This is a genomic window from Paenarthrobacter sp. NEAU-H11, from assembly GCF_050573415.1.
Taxonomy (GTDB): Bacteria; Actinomycetota; Actinomycetes; order Actinomycetales; family Micrococcaceae; genus Arthrobacter.
Window position 1 is genome coordinate 195992 of sequence record NZ_JBNZGA010000006.1, and the last position, 17489, is coordinate 213480.

The 17489-nt window shown below is 68.5% G+C and carries 16 protein-coding genes; 9 read left to right on the top strand and 7 right to left on the bottom strand.

Annotated features, from left to right (window positions below):
- The 3 genes from ACQ3DC_RS10105 to ACQ3DC_RS10115 all read left to right on the top strand — a co-directional run bounded on the left by ACQ3DC_RS10105 (nt 1) and on the right by ACQ3DC_RS10115 (nt 2240).
- The gene (locus tag ACQ3DC_RS10105; protein WP_197432416.1) at nt 1-144 is read left to right on the top strand and encodes an MFS transporter small subunit; all 144 of its coding nucleotides are present in this window, start codon (nt 1-3) and stop codon (nt 142-144) included.
- Nucleotides 145-329: 185 nt separating this feature from the next.
- The gene (locus ACQ3DC_RS10110) at nt 330-1208 is read left to right on the top strand and encodes a GmrSD restriction endonuclease domain-containing protein (protein WP_323056391.1); all 879 of its coding nucleotides are present in this window, start codon (nt 330-332) and stop codon (nt 1206-1208) included.
- 141 nt (nt 1209-1349) lie between these two features.
- Nucleotides 1350-2240, top strand: a complete 891-nt coding sequence (locus ACQ3DC_RS10115) for a diacylglycerol/lipid kinase family protein (protein WP_321215516.1) — start codon at nt 1350-1352, stop codon at nt 2238-2240.
- A gap of 18 nt (nt 2241-2258) precedes the next feature.
- Here the strand turns inward: ACQ3DC_RS10115 and ACQ3DC_RS10120 are convergent, their stop codons facing one another.
- Nucleotides 2259-2726 (bottom strand): hypothetical protein, encoded by a 468-nt coding sequence (locus ACQ3DC_RS10120; RefSeq protein ID WP_321215517.1) that lies wholly within the window; start codon nt 2724-2726, stop codon nt 2259-2261.
- A 106-nt stretch (nt 2727-2832) separates the two neighbouring features.
- On the opposite strand from ACQ3DC_RS10120, the gene ACQ3DC_RS10125 reads away from it, so the two are divergent.
- Entirely contained in the window at nt 2833-3099 is a 267-nt protein-coding gene (locus ACQ3DC_RS10125; protein WP_323056390.1) for a hypothetical protein, read from the top strand.
- A gap of 4 nt (nt 3100-3103) precedes the next feature.
- On the opposite strand, the gene ACQ3DC_RS10130 is transcribed toward ACQ3DC_RS10125, so the two are convergent.
- The gene (locus ACQ3DC_RS10130) at nt 3104-5776 is read right to left on the bottom strand and encodes a PEP/pyruvate-binding domain-containing protein (protein WP_430752138.1); all 2673 of its coding nucleotides are present in this window, start codon (nt 5774-5776) and stop codon (nt 3104-3106) included.
- 350 nt (nt 5777-6126) lie between these two features.
- On the opposite strand from ACQ3DC_RS10130, the gene ACQ3DC_RS10135 reads away from it, so the two are divergent.
- The 4 genes from ACQ3DC_RS10135 (at nt 6127) to ACQ3DC_RS10150 (ending at nt 9311) form a co-directional block, all read left to right on the top strand.
- Nucleotides 6127-6732: a DUF1326 domain-containing protein gene (locus ACQ3DC_RS10135; protein ID WP_323056388.1), complete on the top strand. Its 606-nt coding sequence runs from the start codon at nt 6127-6129 to the stop codon at nt 6730-6732.
- 53 nt (nt 6733-6785) lie between these two features.
- Complete coding sequence (locus ACQ3DC_RS10140) at nt 6786-7553, top strand: DUF2182 domain-containing protein (protein WP_430752139.1); 768 nt, start codon at nt 6786-6788, stop codon at nt 7551-7553.
- Nucleotides 7554-7565: 12 nt separating this feature from the next.
- Nucleotides 7566-7886: a GYD domain-containing protein gene (locus ACQ3DC_RS10145; protein ID WP_157238918.1), complete on the top strand. Its 321-nt coding sequence runs from the start codon at nt 7566-7568 to the stop codon at nt 7884-7886.
- Nucleotides 7887-8075: 189 nt separating this feature from the next.
- Nucleotides 8076-9311, top strand: coding sequence for an endonuclease/exonuclease/phosphatase family protein (locus ACQ3DC_RS10150; RefSeq protein WP_430752140.1), 1236 nt, complete (start codon nt 8076-8078; stop codon nt 9309-9311).
- A gap of 6 nt (nt 9312-9317) precedes the next feature.
- On the opposite strand, the gene ACQ3DC_RS10155 is transcribed toward ACQ3DC_RS10150, so the two are convergent.
- The 5 genes from ACQ3DC_RS10155 to ACQ3DC_RS10175 all read right to left on the bottom strand — a co-directional run bounded on the left by ACQ3DC_RS10155 (nt 9318) and on the right by ACQ3DC_RS10175 (nt 15673).
- The gene (locus tag ACQ3DC_RS10155; RefSeq protein WP_430752141.1) at nt 9318-11012 is read right to left on the bottom strand and encodes a SulP family inorganic anion transporter; all 1695 of its coding nucleotides are present in this window, start codon (nt 11010-11012) and stop codon (nt 9318-9320) included.
- 97 nt (nt 11013-11109) lie between these two features.
- Entirely contained in the window at nt 11110-11622 is a 513-nt protein-coding gene (locus ACQ3DC_RS10160; protein ID WP_430752142.1) for a methyltransferase family protein, read from the bottom strand.
- Nucleotides 11623-11626: 4 nt separating this feature from the next.
- Nucleotides 11627-13195, bottom strand: coding sequence for a serine hydrolase domain-containing protein (locus ACQ3DC_RS10165; protein ID WP_370460409.1), 1569 nt, complete (start codon nt 13193-13195; stop codon nt 11627-11629).
- Nucleotides 13196-13290: 95 nt separating this feature from the next.
- On the bottom strand, nt 13291-13818 hold the full coding sequence (locus ACQ3DC_RS10170) for a DM13 domain-containing protein (RefSeq protein ID WP_370460408.1): 528 nt from the start codon (nt 13816-13818) through the stop codon (nt 13291-13293).
- 142 nt (nt 13819-13960) lie between these two features.
- Entirely contained in the window at nt 13961-15673 is a 1713-nt protein-coding gene (locus ACQ3DC_RS10175) for an HNH endonuclease signature motif containing protein (protein ID WP_370460407.1), read from the bottom strand.
- 282 nt (nt 15674-15955) lie between these two features.
- Between ACQ3DC_RS10175 and ACQ3DC_RS10180 the strand changes: the two genes are divergently transcribed.
- Nucleotides 15956-17470 (top strand): MFS transporter, encoded by a 1515-nt coding sequence (locus ACQ3DC_RS10180; RefSeq protein WP_430752143.1) that lies wholly within the window; start codon nt 15956-15958, stop codon nt 17468-17470.
- The last annotated feature ends 19 nt before the right edge of the window (nt 17471-17489 follow it).

The window sequence follows — 17489 nt, forward strand, 5'->3', positions numbered from 1 at the left end:
ATGAGCACTGCACACACCGCCGGCGCGCAGGCGCCCGCCAAAGTATCGGTCGGCAAACTCGCCATCGCCTGGGCGCTGGTGGGCGTCCCGCTGGCCTACGGGATCTACCAGACCCTGACCCGGGTGGCCGCGCTGTTCGGGTGAGGAATGGCGCCAGCCCCGCGCCGGCCGCGGCGCAGGGTTGGCGCAGGAGTCCTTAAGAATTTCCCCAGTTCCACCAAAACGCACGTTTCCGGTTCACGGCGGGCCATAGGCTCTTCCTCGGCGCAAAACACGGCCATGATGCCTGTGCGCCGGAACCTGTCGTGCACACAACCTTGGGGAACCGCATGTCCATCACCACGTCCTTGCCTGAAACCATGCCTGCGTCCGGCACCCGCACGGCGGCCGCCGTCGTACTTGCCGCCGTCCTTGCCCTGCTCACCGGGGGTGCCCCGGCAGCTGCCGACACCCTGGACAGCACCGCAACACAGGCGGCCGGGCCGTCGGCCGCCGTTGAGGCAGCGGACCTGCTGGCCACCCTCCCCGTGAAGGGCCGCGCGCCCAAGACCGGATACGAGCGGGCACTGTTTGGCCCGACGTGGGCGGACGTGGACCAGAACGGCTGCGATACCCGGAACGACATCCTGCGGCGGGACCTGAGCGAGGTCACCTACACCACCAGCGTCCCCTGCACGGTCAAGACCGGCATCCTGGCGGACCCGTACACGGGCACAACCATCAGCTTCGTCCGCGGCACCACCACCAGCAGTGCCGTGCAGATCGACCACGTGGTGGCGCTCAGCGACGCCTGGCAGAAGGGCGCGCAGCAGCTGACCACGGAGCAGCGGACGGCGTTCGCCAACGATCCGCTGAACCTGCAGGCAACGGACGGCCCCACCAACCAGCAAAAGGGCGACGGTGACGCCGCCACCTGGCTGCCCGCGAACAAGGGCTTCCGGTGCGAGTACGTCGCCCGGCAGGTTTCGGTGAAGGCACGGTACAGCCTGTGGGTGACGCAGGCCGAGCACGACGCAATCGCGGGCATCCTTGCCGGGTGCCCCGGGCAGGTGGCGCCCGCCGCCGTCGAACCCGCTGCTCCTGCCGCGGTCTATTACGCCAACTGCGCCGAGGTGGTGGCTGCCGGAGCGGCCCCTCTGTACGCCGGTTCGCCAGGCTACAGGTCCGGGCTCGACGGGGATTCCGACGGGGTGGCCTGCGAGGGGTAGCTGTTGCCCGGGCCAGTCCCGGGGCTGTCCGGCAGGGCACTGCGGACGACGGCGGCACGGTCAACTTCAGGACGGGGGTATCCACGGATAGGCTGGAGTTGACCGCACCAAGGCAACAAAGGGCACCGGAGGATGGGCACGATGGCTGACGACCGGGCACCGGCCTTTGACCGGGTCGTCCTCATTTTCAATCCGACGAGGGCCGGGATGGCCGCGCGGATCGATTCACTGCAGGAGGAGCTTGCCACGAACCTTCCGGGCCTGCAGGTGGTCCTGCTGCCCACGGAGTTCGCGGGGCACGCCCGGGACCTGGCACGGTCAGCGGCCGGAAGCGGAGAACCGCTCATCGTCTCGGTCAGCGGCGACGGCGGGTACAACGAGGTGGTCAACGGGGTGATGGACGTGCCCGCCAGCAAGGCGGTGTGCACTGTGCTCCCGGCAGGCAACGCCAACGATCACCACAGGAGCATGCAGGTCCGGCCGCTCACCGAGGCCATCCGTGAGGGCAGCGTCCGCCGCATCGACCTGTTGCGCGTGACCTTCCGGGGGATGCACCGGGAGCAGGTCCGGTACGCGCACTCCTATGTGGGGTTCGGGCTCACGCCGCTGATGGCCATCGGGATCGAAAAGGGTGGAAAAGGGAAAGTCCTGGAACTCATCTCCGTTGCCCGGACGCTTTCGGGCCTGAGACCGTTTGAGCTGGTGCGGGCCGACGGCGCCACCGCGAAGTTCGACAGCCTGATCCTGGCCAACGTCTCGCGCATGGCCAAATATGGAACGGTCAGCGAGTCGCACTCCCCGGACGATGGCCGGTTCGAGGTGGTGACGCTGCCCCATGCCGGGCTTATGAGGATGGCGCTCATGACCCTTCGGGCCGTCACGCTGGGGCTTGGGCACCAGCCCAGCGTCAGCAGTTACGCCTTCACGACGCGGGACGCCGTACCCTGCCAGATTGACGGCGAAGTGGTCTATGTCCAGGCGGGGACCCATGTCCTGGTGGAAAGCGCCAAGGGCGCCCTCTCCACCATCTGACGGATCAGGGCGGTTGCCCTAAGCGTGTGCTGGACCGCCGAACGACGGACGCCGGCCGGACCGGTAGGCAGAATCGATGACGGGGCCGAGCTCGTCGAGCACGGTCTTGTTTCCCGGCAGAACCACGTGGGCCAGGAATTCGGATTCAAGGGTGGCAATGCCTGCCGCCGCCGCCGCGAGTTTGGCGTCGATGGCCAGTGCCAGGGCATGCCAGGACTTGCGGTTGGCGCGTTCGAGGACCTTTGCGTTCGCCTCGTGAAGCGGGCCGTCCGCGATGTCCCCGCGGATAACCAGGGGGCCTTCGGACTGCAACAGCGGCAGGACAATCCGGAATTGCCGCCCGCCGCCCTTGAAGGCAATGGCACTATGGTTCCCACGTTGGGTGAAAAGAACGTCCGTTGCCCCGTAGTCTCCGAGCGCCCGCCTGATGTGTTTCCGGGAAGCCTCGCTGGTGAAGGAATCGCCCCGGGTGTAAGGACCTGTCATTCTTCAACTATGCGCCTCCCAGCCACTCTTTACTGCATGGCCGGTACCTGCGCGGAGTGAATCTGCGCCAGACTGGAAGCTGCACCCACCACGAAAGCGGATTCCCTTGATTACTCTCCAGCAGGACGCAGACGGCTTCATCCGGATGAACCGGCACTACCCCAACAGCGTCCGCATCAGGATCGCCTTCACCGACGGCAGCACCGGTGAGTTCTCAGGGCAGACCCTCAACAATGCCTACGACGCAGCCCTTGCGGAATTCCGCGCGAAGAACGGCCTCGACGCGCGGGGATTCTCGAGGACGTCCGCCGGCCGGCAGAACTCCGGCAACAAAGTCGATTTTGTTCCCGTGCATCCCGGCATGGGGGAGTAACCGCTCAGCCCCGGGGAACCCCCGGACCGGCATGGTCCTCGATCGTGACCGTCCCCGCGTCCCCGTCCACGCTGACCCGCGGGCCGCCGGCAAGCCGCTGCGTGGCAACCCCGGTGCCGAGGACGGCAGGGATGCCGTACTCGCGGGCCACGATGGAGCTGTGGCTGAGCGGGCCGCCGACGTCCGTCACCACGCCGGAGGCCATCGCGAACAGCGGCGTCCACGCGGGCGTGGTGATGCGGGCCACCAGCACCTCGCCGGGCTGCATGAGGGCGAAATCCTGCGGACCCCTCAGCACGCGGGCCGGCGCGGTGACCCGGCCGGAGCTCGCCCCGGCACCCTTGATCACATCACCGGGCTGGTGCTGGGAGCCTGCCGGCATCATGGAACCGAAGGCTTTGTCCATCCACCGGCGCTCCGGCAGCATCTGCGGCGCGGCAGCCTTCACCTGGCTCCGCCACAGCATCCTGCGCTCCTCCACGGCAGCGGCGCGCACGGGCCGCCCGGCCCCGGCAATTGCAGCGCCCCCGCGGGCTTCCGGTTCGGCAAGGCCGAACTCGACGGCGCTCCGCAGTTCCTGGAACCGCAGCCAGAACACGTCGTCCGGCGCGGCGATAACACCGGAGTCCACCAGGCGCCGGCCCAGTTCCAGCAGCATCCGCCGCAGCAGCGGCCAGGCGAGTCCGACGTCGGCCAGCGCGTCCTCACGGATGGGCGCGGTCTCCTGCGCCCACCCCAGCAGCCGGCGGAACACGGCCCGGCGGCGCGGTCCCAGCCTGCCTTCCATCTGCTTGGTCAGTTCTTCCCGGCGCTCGGTCAGCAGCTGCTGCCGCTCGTGCGGGTCGGTGCCTTGCCCGCGCAGGTAGAACTTCACGGTCTCCAGCTGGGCGGAGGGATCGTCGGCCGGCACCGGGGTGGCGAAATCCAGGTTGTAGACGGCGTGGCCAAACCGGTCCAGGTGCTCCCTGAACGTGAACCGCCATTCCTGCCACAGGACGTCGTCCACACCCTCGGGCGCGGAGCCGGTGCGCTGGCACTCGGCGAGGACCGCCGTCGGCCGTTCCAGCAGGGCCGCTGCCAGTCCGGGATCGCTGCGGGCCCAGCCGGCCAGGTCGTACAGGGACTTCTCCGCCCGGATGGGCTCGCTGTCGAAGCCCAGGAGGAAGGTCTGGGCCGGCGGATCGCCGTCGCGCCGGAGGACCTTGTCGTAGAAGGCCCGGAAGGAGATTTCGCTCATGGTGGCGAGCGGAATGATGGACTGAACGGCGGTGTAGTACACGGTTCCGGCGTCCAGGAGGGCCTGCGCCCCCGCCAGCAGTTCCTCCCCGGAGAGGTCCGCCGGCGGCGTCACGGACCAGTCCTTGATCACCCGTTCGTAGCGCGGATGCGAGTATTCGCGCCAGCCCGCAATGCCCATGTGCCCTTTGCCGCGGGCCAGCGCGCCCAGTGCCGTGAACAGCCTGCCCATCAGGCGCCACATGCCGGAGGTGCGGTAGTAGTAATAGGCGTAGCCGTTGATGGTGGGCAGGTGAATGTCGCCCTCGCGGAGGACGTCCTTGCCGGTCGCTTCCGCCATGAGGGCCCGCAGCGAGCGCGATACCGAGCCGTCAATCAGGTCGGCAAAGAGCGGGGAGAGCGGGTCGGGGAGCTGTTCCACGATGCTCGCGCGGAAGTAGAGGCCCTTCGGATACGGCAGCGGCCAGGTCTCCGGGGTTTCCGCGGCGGGTTCGGGCAGGGCCGTGATGGGGCGGGACTGCAGCAGGTAGAACCGGCCGCCGGCCCGCGCCCACTCGATGTCCTGCGGCACCCCGAAATGTTCCGCGATCCGCTGTCCGTAGCGGGCCAGTTCGGCCGCCTCCTGGTCGTCCAGGACGGGCGCACGACGGCGGGCTGCCGCCACCGGTTCCTCCCGGGTTCCGTCCTCCACGGAGACGGTCATGATTTCCTTGTCCGCCGTCTGCCGCGACACCACCGCGCCCGTCCCGGCGTCCACCACGAGGTCGTCCGTGGTGACCGTCCCGCTGACCACTGCCTCGCCCAGCCCCCACGCGGCGCTGATCACCGCCTGGTCGCGCCGCCCGTTTGCGGGGTTGGCGGTGAACATCACCCCCGCGGCCTCGGCCTCCACCATCTGCTGGACCACGACGGCGAGGCGCACCTGGTCGGCCCGCACGCCTTCGCGGGCGCGGTAGGCCATGGCGCGCGCCGTCCAGAGGGAGGCCCAGCAGTTGATGACGGCCTCCGTCAGTGCCGCCGCGCCGCGGACGTTCAGGTAGCTTTCCTGCTGCCCGGCGAAACTGGCCGATTCGAGGTCCTCGGCGGTGGCGGAGGACCGCACCGAAACTGCGGTGTCCCCGCCGCCCAGGCGCTCGTAGGCGGCGCCGAGCCTGGCCGCGATCCCGGCCGGCATGGTGCCGTTCCGGAACAGGCCGCGGATCCGCTCCGAGGCGGTTTCGTAGTCCTGCGGCGAAGCCTGCGGTGGCAGGGCGGCCAGGTCCTGGATGGCCGCGCCGAGGGTGTTCGCCGTGACGAACTCCGAGTACGCGGCGGTGGTCAGGACAAACCCCGGCGGGACCGGCAACCCGGCCTGGATGAGGCCGCCGAGCCCCACGGCCTTGCCGCCGGCCACGGCAACATCGCCGCGCCCCACGTCGCCCAGATCGCTGATGTACGTCATGGCTGCGCCTCCTTGCCGGGTGAGCCGTGGTCGTGCAACGGACATTCCTGGAGGTGCCCGGAGCCCCGGCTCGGTAAAGGCTCGACGCAGGACCCGCGGGCGTTTTGCCCCCATGCCTTCCTGATCCAGCGTGGGCCGAGCCGCCGGACATCGCTAGGGCCGAACGGCCTTGGCCCGCCGCTCCAAGGGCTCCTGACATTGGGTATTTCGGCATATTGACTGCCCGCAGCCGGAGGAATAGCGTCTGCGTTAACGGGGTCATTCACCCCGTTTCCACGGAACGAGGCGCCGGTCCGGGCCACCTCTGCACGGCGCTGGCGCCAGGTGAGGAGGATGCTGTGTCTTGGGAAATGTCTGGAACATACGCTGGAAACTGCACGTGCCAGCTGGTGTGTCCATGCCCCGTGGACGGCGTGCCCACCGGGCCCGGGGGCGAGTGCCGCAACCTGAATGTCTTCCATATCGCAACGGGGAGCCATGACGCCACGGACCTTTCCGGCGTCGACTTCGCCTTCGTGGCCTTGTTCCCCACGAATCTGACAGGGGGCGGCTGGAAGGTGGGTGCCGTCGTCGACCAGTCCGCATCCGACGACCAGGTGAGCGCCCTGGAAACCATCCTTCGCGGCCAGGCCGGGGGACCCTTCGGCGACTTTGCCGGCCTGTACGGCGAGTGGCTGGGACTGGAACGCGCCACAGTCACGTTCACGGACGGTGAGCGGCCTTCCGGTTCAGTCTCGGACAAGGCTCAGTTCACGTTCGAGCCGCTGCCCGGACCCGACGGCGGCGTGACCACAATGAAGAACGCGATGTACGGCTTTGCGCCTGAGTTCCGGATCGGAAAGGGGCCCGGGCACGTGGACCTTTTCGGTATCGACTTCGACGGCGTCTACGGCGAAACGTCCGACTTCACGTTCGCCAGTGAGATGGCGGAGGGTGCCCCCAAGGGCCGGGTCTGAACGGCCGGCCGGTGGAACGCAGGAAGCTGTTCAGGAGCGTAACCGGTCAGACGGTGGCGAAAGCCTCCCGTGTCGATCCGCGGGAGGCAGTCCTCGTGGCTGTCCTGCTGGTCCTCGCCGCTGCCAGCTGGATATTGGCGTCCACGCAGCTGACCGGGATGGACATGGGTATCTGGACGGCCCCGGGGCCGGTGGGCTTCTTCACCGTGACGTGGGTGGTGATGCTCGCAGCCATGATGTTCCCGTCCGTGGCACCGATGGTGGTGGCATACCACCGGATCCAGCGGCACCGACGGCAGGGCGGACAGTACGCTCCGGCAGGGTCCACTGCCGCCTTCGTGGCCGGGTACCTCGCATCATGGACGGCCTTTGGCCTGGTGGCGTATGGGCTCTATGCGTGGGCGGCCGCGGCGGTGCCAGGGGTTTTCGCTGCTGACCAGGGCGGGCGCTACATTGCGGCCGGAGTCATCATGGTGGCGGCGGTCTATCAGTTCACCCCGGCAAAAAACGTCAGCCTGATGAAATGCCGGTCCCCGATGGACTTTATCCTGCACCGGATGCGGCCGGGCTACGCGGGTGCCGTCCGGATGGGCGTGGAGCACGGCGCCTGGTGTGTGGCCTGCTGCTGGGCGCTGATGACGGCGCTGTTCGCGCTTGGCGCGATGAGCGTCGGATGGATGGCCCTGATCGGGGCCTTCATCGCGGGGGAGAAGATGCTGCCGTGGAAGCGGCTGGCCAACTGGTCCGTTGCGGTGGCGCTGGCTGCCATTGCACTCGGTGTGGCACTTGCTCCCTCGGCGACAACCGGGATGGGAATGTAGAAGGGAAAAGCGATGCCGAAGTATCTGTTTGAAGCAACGTACATGGGCGAGGGAATCAAGGGGCTCATGAAGGAAGGGGGCACCAAGCGGCGTGAGGCCCTGGCCGAGGCCCTCAAGTCCATAGGCGGTTCGCTGGAGAGCTTCTACTACGCGTTTGGCTACTACGACGTCCTTGGCGTTTTCGAGGCGCCGGACGACGCCAGTGCCGCAGCACTGTCACTGATAGTCAATTCCACAGGGAGCGTCAACGTCCGCCTGAAGCCGCTCCTCACCGTGGAAGACATCGACGAGGCAGCCAAGAAGACCCCGTCGTACCGGGCCCCGGGACAGTAGGGGAGGCCGGACAGTAGGGGAGGCCGGCACTTTGGCCTGCGGCCGCCGTCGTCCACATACGACGGCGGCCGACGGCTGGGTGCCGCCGGCGCAAGTTTCCGTTCGCCCGGCGTACTCCCCGTGGTCATGTTGGCGGCATAGGTTGAACGCACCGTTGTTCGTACCGCCTCATCGCTGCCAAGGAGTCCCGTGTCCACTAGACGCCCCCTCACCGCTGCCGTCATCGCTGCCGTCATCGGTAGTCTCGCCGTTGGTACCGCCGGGACTCCGGCCGCCGCCGAGCCCTCAAAGGACCAGGCGGAGGACCTGCGGGTGGCCACCTACAACCTGTCGCTGAACCGGGCAAGCGCCGGCGAACTCGAGGCCGACCTGAGCACTCCGGACGACCCGCAGGCACGCACCGTCGCCGAGGTCATCCAGCGTGCGAACCCGGACGTCATCCTGCTGAACGAGTTCGACTACGTGCCCAACATGCGGGCCGCCGATCTGTTCCGCGACAACTACCTGGCGGCAGGCCAGGGCGGGGCTGATCCCGTGGACTACCCCTACGCCTACGTGGCGCCGTCGAACACCGGGATTCCGAGCGGGTTCGACCTCAACAACAACGGCAGGGTCGGCGGCGGCGACGACGCCTTCGGCTTCGGCGCGTTCGAGGGCCAGTACGGCATGGCCATCCTGTCGAAGTACCCCATCGACACGGAAAACGTGAGGACGTTCCAGAACTTCCTATGGAAGGACATGCCGGGTGCGCTCCTGCCGGATAACCCGGCGACACCCGAACCTGCCGACTGGTATTCGCCGGAGGAACTCGAGGTGGTGCGCCTGTCGAGCAAGTCGCACTGGGATGTTCCGGTGAAGGTGGGCGGCGAAACGGTGCACGTGCTTGCCTCGCACCCCACACCGCCAACCTTTGACGGCCCCGAGGACCGGAACGGCCGCCGCAACCACGACGAGATCCGGTTCTGGGCTGACTACGTCACTCCGGGCAAATCGGCATACATCGTGGATGATGAGGGCGGAAAGCGGGGGCTCCTGCCGAACGAACCGTTCGTCATCGTCGGCGACCAGAATGCCGACCCGCTCGACGGCGACTCCGTGGACGGCGCGGTCAACCAGCTCCTTGATTCCAAGCAGATCGTGGACCCGCTGCCGGCCTCCGATGGCGCCGTGGAGGCCGCGGCCCTGCAGGGCGGAGCCAATGCCGCCCACAAGGGTGACCCCCGCTACGACACTGCCGACTTCGCCGACACCGCCCCGGGAAACTTGCGGGCTGACTACGTGCTGCCCTCACGCAGGATCCGGGTCCTCGAATCCGGCGTGTTCTGGCCCACCCAGGCCGACCCCCTGTCACGGTTGACCGGCGCCTATCCGTTCCCGGGCAGCGACCACCGCCTCGTGTGGGTGGACATGCAGGTGCGCGGCTGAGGGCTCCTAGGTTCCCCCGCCCTCCCGCTGGAACGCCCGCACGGCTTCGCTCACGGTCGGGTAGAAGTGTCCGGGCGAGAAGCGGGAGCCCACGCCGTACTGCACCAGCCTGTCCTTGACCGGGCCTTTGAGCTCGGCGAACACCAGGTCCACGCCGTGCCGTTCCAGCCATTCGTCCAGCTGCACCAGCTCGTCCAGTGCCGTGGTGTCGATTCCCGTCACCGGCTCTGCCGCCAGCACCACGCGTTCGATGCCGGGCGGCGCCTGGCCCAGCTTGGTGCGCACGAAGGATCCCAGCAGCGATCCGTTGCCAAAAAACAGCGGCGCGTCGAAGCGCAGGATCAGCATGCCGGGGACGCGTTCGCCGTCCGGATGGCGGCTCACGTCGTGGTATCCCGGCACCCCGGGCACGTCCACCAGCTCGGCGCGGTAGGGGTCCCAGGCCCGGCGCAGGAAGTCCAAAATTGCCAGGCCCACGGCCACGGCGATGCCCGGGAGGACCCCCAGGATGGTGACTCCCAGGAACGCCGCCAGCATCACCAGGGATTCACTGCGGCTCATGCCGATCAGCCGCCGCACGCCGGCGGGGTCGGCCAGTCCTGCGGCTGCCGCGATGACAATGGCTGCCAGGGTGGCGGCCGGCAGGAACTCGGTCACGCCGGGCGCCGCCAGCATGAAGCCGAGCACCAGGACGGCACCTGCCACGCCCGTGAGCTGGGATTTTGCCCCGGCCTCCACGGCCACCGGCGTGCGGGACGCGCTGGCCGAGATCGGGAAGCCGCCCAGCAGCCCGCTGGCCGCGTTCGCCGCACCCAGGGCGGCCATTTCATGGTTGCCGGAGACCCTGCGGTCCCCTGCCGCGGCCAGGGACTGGGACAGGGTTCCGGTATCAACGAAGACGATGAGGGCGATGGCGGCGGCGGCCGGCAGCAGCGCCAGGACGTCGGCCCAGCCGATTCCGCCGAGGGCCGGCGCGGGGAGCCCCTGCGGGAGGGCGCCGGTGACTTTGACACGCTCCTGGAGTCCCAGCACGGCCACGGCGAGGCAGGACACCACTACCGCGATGAGCACGCCCGGTACCTTCCAGTTCAGCCGGCGGGGAACCCAGATGAGCGCCAGTGAGGCCAGGCCGAGAAGCAGCGCCGCCATGTTGGTTTCGCCGGCCAGCACCTGCGGCGCGGCGGCGAGCAGCCTTTCCCAGGGCGTGCCGTCCTCCACGGAAATCCCCAGGAGGGTGGGAAGCTGGGACACCGCCACCAGCAGGGCAATGCCGTTGAGGTAGCCCAGCCGGATGGGCTTGGACAGCAGTCCCGTGATGATGCCCAGCCGCAGGGCCGAACCGCATAGCAAGATGAGGCCGATCAGGATGGCCAGGAGTCCAGCCAGGGCCACGGATTTCTGGTCGTTGTCCGCGGCCAGGGGAACCAGCGCCGCAACGATCATCGGGGCGAGCGCGGAATCCGGCCCCAGCACCAGCACGCGCGACGGCCCCACTGCCGCGTAGACAATCAGCGGCACCACCGTCGCGTAGAGGCCCGTCACCGGCGGCAGGCCGGCGGCCTGGGCGTACGCCATGCCCGCGGGGACCAGGATCGCGAAGAGCGCGAGGCCTGCCACCAGGTCGTGCCGCAGCCACTCGATTTTGTAGCCGCGCAGGGCTGGCGGGAGCCACCGGGATCGGGCGTTTCCGGAGCGGCTCATCTTCAGATCATGTCCCAACACGGCCCCTGCCGCCATCCATAGTTTGGCGTTGCGTGGCGGCGTACGACGGCGGCGCCTGGGTTCCAGCCGAAGGAACCTACGGGCGGGGGAGGCCGAGGTAGCGTGGCACCTTTTCCGCGAAGGCCGGGTAGGACTCCGGGAACAGCCCGGCGAGCGTGGCCTCCTCGTCCAGGACGAACCGGTGCTCCACCAGTAGCTCGGCCGGCAGCAGCGCGAGGACCCAGGCTGACCCGGCCATGGTTCCCGCGCCGAGCTGGATGAGCCACCAGCCCACGTACATCGGGTGGCGGGTGACGGCATACGGGCCGGTGACCACCAGGTCCTCCGGGTGCTCCAGGTCAAACGGGCCGGCCGAGCGCCGCCGGCGTTCGGCCAGGGCCCAGGCATTGAGGCCGGCGCCGGCGATCACCAGGCCCGTGCCTGCCGCTCTGTGGACGGAACGGGGGCCGGGAAGCGGCAGGGGACGGAGCCTGGCAAGGAGGGCATCGAGGGCCATCGCCGCCACCACGGCCGGCGGCAGCGGAAGGTTTTCGTAGACGGCCTTCACGCGTCCCGCCAGGGTGCGCACAGGACTGACGCCGGCTTTCATGGCTTCAGGGTACGCCGTGCAGGCCCCGGCGCAGCACCCTGGAGAGCAGCCAGACGGTCCGCGGAACAGGCCACAGGATGGCGAGTCCCAGCACCGGCACCAGCGAAACGCCGACGTCCGGGAACTGGCGGATGATGACCAGCAGGTCGGTGTCGAACCGGGCGGGCGCGTAGATGAGGCACAGCCAGAGGGCAAAGGCATCCAGTGTCAGAGCGGCGGCGGCCCACGCCGGGGGAGCCCATCGTCCACGGCGCGCGAACCGCCGTCGGAAAATCACCGAGAGGGACAGCCACAGGCTCAGTAGTTCCGCCAGCAGCAGGCCCGCCGAGACGGCCCAGCTGGACTGCTGCAGCCAGTCCTCGGACACCACGGCGGGGACGGGGGAGTGCCCGTGGAGGATCCGCAGGATGTTCGTGTCGATGGCCTTGAGCCGGGACGGGGCCGCGGTGTCGTTGCCGTTGATGACCAGGGCCACGCCCAGGCCGGAGTCCGGGACCATCGCCAGGTAGGTGTGGCTGTTGCCCCATTCCCCCTGGTGCTCCAGCAGCAGCGGCTCGTCTTCAGCGGCGGTGCCCCGGGCAGCGGGGTCAACGGCTTCCGCGAGCGGCCGGGTGTACCAGCCCATGCCGTAGCCCTTCGATGCGTCCACGGAGGTGCGGGGTACGAACATCGCCGCCACGCTTCCAGGCTCGAGGATGCGGGCGGTCCCGTACCGCCCGCCGTCGAGCAGTGCCGTCAGCTCGCGGCCCAGGTCCTCGGCCGAGGCGTACAGGGTGCTGGAGGGCATTCCCGCGGCGGGCGCCGGGACCTCGGTCCGGACCCAGGCGGTGCTGAACCAGCGGGCATAGCCTTCGGCCGCATTGTCGTCCCGGGCAGCGGCCGCCGTCGTATGGCTGTGCACCATGCCCAGCGGTCCGAAGACGTACTGCTGCAGGTACTCCCCGAAGGGCTGGTTGGCGACGGTCTGCACCAGGAGGCCCAGTACGTTGTAGTTGGCACTGGCGTAGTGGAAACGCTGCCCCGGGTCGCCGGCCAGCGGGGATCCGGCCATCCCACGGACTGATGCCTCGAGGGCTTCCGGCTCCTGGCTGAGGGACGCCTCGAAGGCCGTGTCCCTGGAGGACATGCCGCTGGTCTGGTGGAGCAGGTGCCGGACCGTGATGGCCGGGGACCGGGGATCGTCCAGCGTGAACCAGGGCAGGTAGGTCCGCACGGGCTCATCCAGCCGCAGCCGACCGGCCTCCACCTGCTGCATCACCGCGATGGCCGTCAGGGACTTGCTGGTGGAGGCCAGCAGCACCGGCGTCTGGGGGGTCATCGGCCGTCCGGCCGGGTCCGCCTTGCCGAAGGCGGCGGAGTGCACCTGCCTGCCGTCACGCACGACGGCGATCGCGGCACCGGGAATGCCGAGGGTTTCGAGCTGGTCAAGCAGGAAGGCGTCCACCGCGGCGTAGGCGTGTTGGGCTTGGGCGGTGTCCGTGGCGGCACCTGTTGCGATGGCGGCTGTTGTCGGGGCGGCGCCTGCGACGGCCACCAGGAGGCACAAGAGGAGGCAGCGCGGTGACCTGGACATTGTCCACATGGCTGCACCTGCTTAGGCCGGCAGTCCCTTCACGGTAGGGCCTGGCCAGGCGGAAGACAATGCTGTCCGGTCAGCGTGAGACGTGTCTACGGGTTCAGCTCGGCGGCGGCGAAGGACACGGCGAAACGGGCGCACCAGATGCTGACCGAGCCATAGTCGCTCAGCACCGTCCCGGCCGGGATGTCATAGTTCTGATCGCCCTTGTTGGCTTTGAGTGCCCCGAGGTCGAGGTACGCGCCGTCGTCGAAGACGTACCAGCCGGCGAATCCCTCCACCACCGGGGCGTTGCTGAGCCACACCCGGAGGTCCGGACCATCGGAAGTATCGAGGCCTTCGAACCGGAGGATCCGGCTCCCGTCGGAAAGCTCGAGGATCTTCACTGTTCCCGAGCTGGTGTGTTCATGGCTGATCAGCCGGCCGGCTGCCAGTTCACGCGGAAGCGCAACGGGCGCAACGGGCGCGGCGGGGGAGGGCGCTGCCGAGGGCCCCTGTGACTCGACCGCGGTCGTGGCGACTGCCGGAACATCCTCGATCACGGTTGAGCTGGTGAAGATGCGCCAGGGCTGGAACAGGTACAGCCCCACAGCAACCGCGATGACAGCCACGAGCGCCACAGCCGGTATGACAACGCGCCTTCTCATACCACGTCAACGTCCGGACGAGAGGCGCCGTTCCGGTCCCGGAAGGCCAGTCCGATGCGTCCCCCGGCCCCGTCCCGGTCAGCACAGGGTGAGGGCACCTTGAACACGTGGCCCATCATCCGGACAAGAGCTGGAGCAGCAGCCCTTCCAGCGCACTGGTGTGTGCTGGACTGGTTTCGGATGCGCTGATCTTCGACCCACAAGATTTCGTCGGGCTGGTTTCCGGGGCACTGTTTTCCAGTGGCAGGATGTCCGGCGGCCATTGTGGTGGTTCGCGGTCGGGTTGTTCGGCGTGGTACTGCTGCCCTGTGGGTGAGGTCCAGCCGGGTGGTTCGTCCTTGGCAGCCGGCGTCGGTTCCCAGCCGCTGTTGTGTTTGAGCCGGTGATGTTTTGGGCAGACCTGTGCCAGGTTGCTGATTCCGGTGGTTCCGCCGTGTTGCCAGGCCTTGAGGTGGTCGATTTCGTTGTCGAGGGCGTTGTTACTGCAGCCGGGGAAAGCGCATTTGCCGTCCCGAAGATGCAGCGCTTTCCTCATGGCTTTGGTGAGTCGATAACTGGTGCGGCCGATCTCCAGTGGTGTTCCGTCGCTCGGGTCAAGCAGGACGCGGCGGAACGACTCGGCACCCCCGGAGAGGAGCTGGCGGGCCATCGAGGCGGGGATGGGGCCGTAGCCGTCGAGCGCGGCGGGTTCGTCGGTGAGTCCGAGAAGGGCGAAGAACGGAACGGTCACAAGCACGTCGGCGCGGGGAGTGGGGACCTTCGCGGCATCCGTGTCCAGGGCGGGGTTGGGCGTGCTTTCGAAGGTGCCGGGCGCGGTGGGGTCCGGTTCTGCCGGTGCCCGGTTGCCGTGGCTGCCGGGATGGTCGCTAATGCCCAGGTCTGTTGCGGGTTCGTCGGAGCCGACGACTGTGGCCAGGCCGATCATGTCCTCCGGCGCCTCGCCCGAGACGTCACCGGTCCCGGTGGGCCCCGGGGTTATGGCGCTTCGGTAGGTGAGGAGCCGGTGGGTGAGGATGTCGGGCCGGAGTTGGGTGAGGGTGCGGGGCTCGTCGGGGCCTTGGAGGCTTCGGGCGGTTGCGGTGAGGTCGTTCCAGATCGCCAGGGCTTGGTCGGCGGGCAGGTACGCAGCGATCCAGGCCATCCCGTCACGGTCCGGCGTGAATTCCACGCGCCGATCGGCCACGCCCTTGCGGTGGCGCTTCTCGATCGACTCCGGGTGATGGCGTTCCCGCCAGCCCCGCACCTTTGCCCGTAACCGGGCCGGCACCAGTTCCGAGGCGGGGCAGCCCCGGGCCGGGTTGGGTGCGTCGGGGTCGAGGAAGTGCTCCACCAGCGCGCCTGCGGCGGCGTGGTCCAAACACTCAGTTTCGTCGGCAAAAATCCGGGCCTGCTGCCAGGAGAGGCTGCCGGCGGAAAGGGCGTCCATGAGCGGCGGCATTGCACACACCTGCCGGGACTGGGTGACGAACGCGGACGCGGCACCGGAGCTGATGGTGAGGATCCCGGCGATTTCCTCAACAGTGGAGATCTCGGTGTAGGTCCGGTCATGCAGGGGCGCGTCCGGCGGGGTCATGGCGCGCTGCAGGTCCATCGCTTCGGCGGCGGACCGCACCTTCCGCGCCGAGGCCTGGGACTCCAGCTTCTTCTCCAGCCCCATCCGCTCGAGCCGGATTTCGTACGCCCGCTGCAATACATCGACTCCGTCCCCCGCGGTACCTGAGGCTCCGGCAGAAGCGAGGGCGGCGTCCTCGGCATCAAGCGCGGCGAGCGCAGCAACGGTGGCATGGATAGCCTCCACTCCCGTCCCGGTTCCCGCTCCGTTTTCCACAGGAATATCGTCTAACGGGGGTACGACATTTTGGCCGGCCGGCACCGGACTGGGCCAAACCAGCAGGCCTGGCGGGGCCACACAGGGCCCGTCCAAGCGGAACACACGCCCGCGCTCTCACAGTGCGTGCCGCCGTCGTACTTCTCCCAAAAGCGCAACCGTTGTTGCCCTGGTGGGTGCAGCGGCAGGATGATCGAAAGTGTTGGGCTCCTGCCGGCCAGGCGGGCCGGACGAACGACGACGTATGCCCAGCTAAGCGAGCGAGGCGGCGGTGAGCGGGCCATGACAGAGCACAGAGGGCGGCAGCGGCGGCTGCAGGTTTCCGACGTCAATGTCGTCAACCCCCGCACGCTGCGGAAGGCGCTCGGCGGGACCATCGTGGGCAACACGATGGAATGGTACGACGTGGGCGTGTTCGGCTACCTCATCACCACCATGGGGCCGGTGTTCCTGCCTGAGGCGGACAGGGCCGTGCAGAACCTGTTCCTGCTGGGGACCTTCGGCGCCACGTTCATCGCCCGGCCGCTGGGCGGGATCTTTTTCGGCTGGCTGGGCGACAAGATGGGCCGCCAGAAGGTGCTGGCCATGACACTGATGCTCATGGCGGCCGCGACGTTCGCCGTCGGCCTGCTGCCCGGGTACGCGGTGCTGGGCATCTGGGCGGCGGTGCTGCTGGTGGTCCTCAAGCTGGTGCAGGGCTTTTCCACCGGCGGCGAATACTCGGGCGCCACCACGTTCGTGTGCGAGCATTCCCCGGACCGCCGCCGCGGTTTCTACGTCAGTTTCCTGGATATGGGCAGCTACCTGGGTTTCGCGGCGGGCGGGCTGGTGGTGTCCCTCCTCCAGCTGGCGCTGGGCCAGGAGCAGATGGAGGCGTGGGGCTGGCGGATCCCGTTCCTGGTGGCCGGTCCGCTGGGCGCCGTGGCCGTTTACTTCCGGATGAAGATCGAGGAGTCGGCCGCTTTCAAAGCCACGCTGGAAGCTGAAGCCGTGGCAGCCAAGCACCCCGAGACGGGGGAGGATCTCCGCCCGGTGGGCCCGATCGGGATCCTGAAGGCGCACTGGCGGCCGATCGTGCTGGCCATGATCCTGGCGGCGGCAGCCAACACGGTGGCTTACGCCCTTACGTCCTACATGCCCACGTACCTGACCAGCAACAAGGGGTACAGCGAGGTGGAGGGGACGCTGCTGACCATCCCGGTGCTGGTGGCCATGGCGTTGTGCATCCCGTTCACCGGGCTGCTCTCGGACCGGATCGGCCGCCGTCCCGTGCTGTGGATCGGGGCCTTCAGCACCGTGGTGTTGGCGGTTCCCGCGTTCCTGGCGATAGCGGCGGGCAGCCTCCCTATGACGTTGCTGGGCCTGGCCCTGATCGCCTTCCCGGTGGCGTTTTCGGTGCCGAACCTCGCGTCGGCGCTGCCCGCGCTGTTCCCCACTGAGCACCGCTATTCCGCCATGGGCATCGCCTACAACCTGGCGGTGGCCATCTTCGGCGGAACGGCCCCGTTCATCATCGCGTCCCTGATCCAGCTGACCGGCGACGACATGGCAATTGCGTACTACCTCATGGCGGTGGCCGCGGTGGCTGCCGTGGCCATCCGCTTCCTGCCCGAATCGGCCCGGCGGCACCTGCCCGGGTCCATGCCCAGCGTGGAGTCGGAGGAGGCCGCCCGGAAGCTGGTGGAGACGCAGGACAACAACCCGCTCCTGGACGTGGACTCGCTGCCGTTCGAAAGCAGCTTCGAGATTGCCCGGGCGGAGCACAAGGAGCGGCCCGGAAAGCCGACGGCGACGTGAAACGGCCAGGGCTGCGGCC

What these genes read in the sequence shown, in the direction of transcription:
- ACQ3DC_RS10105 (WP_197432416.1), top strand. Translation starts at nt 1, where the DNA reads ATGAGCACTGCACACACCGCCGGCGCGCAGGCGCCCGCCAAAGTATCG.
- ACQ3DC_RS10180 (WP_430752143.1), top strand. Translation starts at nt 15,956, where the DNA reads ATGACAGAGCACAGAGGGCGGCAGCGGCGGCTGCAGGTTTCCGACGTC.
- ACQ3DC_RS10110 (WP_323056391.1), top strand. Translation starts at nt 330, where the DNA reads ATGTCCATCACCACGTCCTTGCCTGAAACCATGCCTGCGTCCGGCACC.
- ACQ3DC_RS10115 (WP_321215516.1), top strand. Translation starts at nt 1,350, where the DNA reads ATGGCTGACGACCGGGCACCGGCCTTTGACCGGGTCGTCCTCATTTTC.
- ACQ3DC_RS10135 (WP_323056388.1), top strand. Translation starts at nt 6,127, where the DNA reads ATGTCTGGAACATACGCTGGAAACTGCACGTGCCAGCTGGTGTGTCCA.
- ACQ3DC_RS10160 (WP_430752142.1), bottom strand. Translation starts at nt 11,622, where the DNA reads ATGAAAGCCGGCGTCAGTCCTGTGCGCACCCTGGCGGGACGCGTGAAG.
- ACQ3DC_RS10155 (WP_430752141.1), bottom strand. Translation starts at nt 11,012, where the DNA reads ATGAGCCGCTCCGGAAACGCCCGATCCCGGTGGCTCCCGCCAGCCCTG.
- ACQ3DC_RS10145 (WP_157238918.1), top strand. Translation starts at nt 7,566, where the DNA reads ATGCCGAAGTATCTGTTTGAAGCAACGTACATGGGCGAGGGAATCAAG.
- ACQ3DC_RS10165 (WP_370460409.1), bottom strand. Translation starts at nt 13,195, where the DNA reads ATGTCCAGGTCACCGCGCTGCCTCCTCTTGTGCCTCCTGGTGGCCGTC.
- ACQ3DC_RS10130 (WP_430752138.1), bottom strand. Translation starts at nt 5,776, where the DNA reads ATGACGTACATCAGCGATCTGGGCGACGTGGGGCGCGGCGATGTTGCC.
- ACQ3DC_RS10120 (WP_321215517.1), bottom strand. Translation starts at nt 2,726, where the DNA reads ATGACAGGTCCTTACACCCGGGGCGATTCCTTCACCAGCGAGGCTTCC.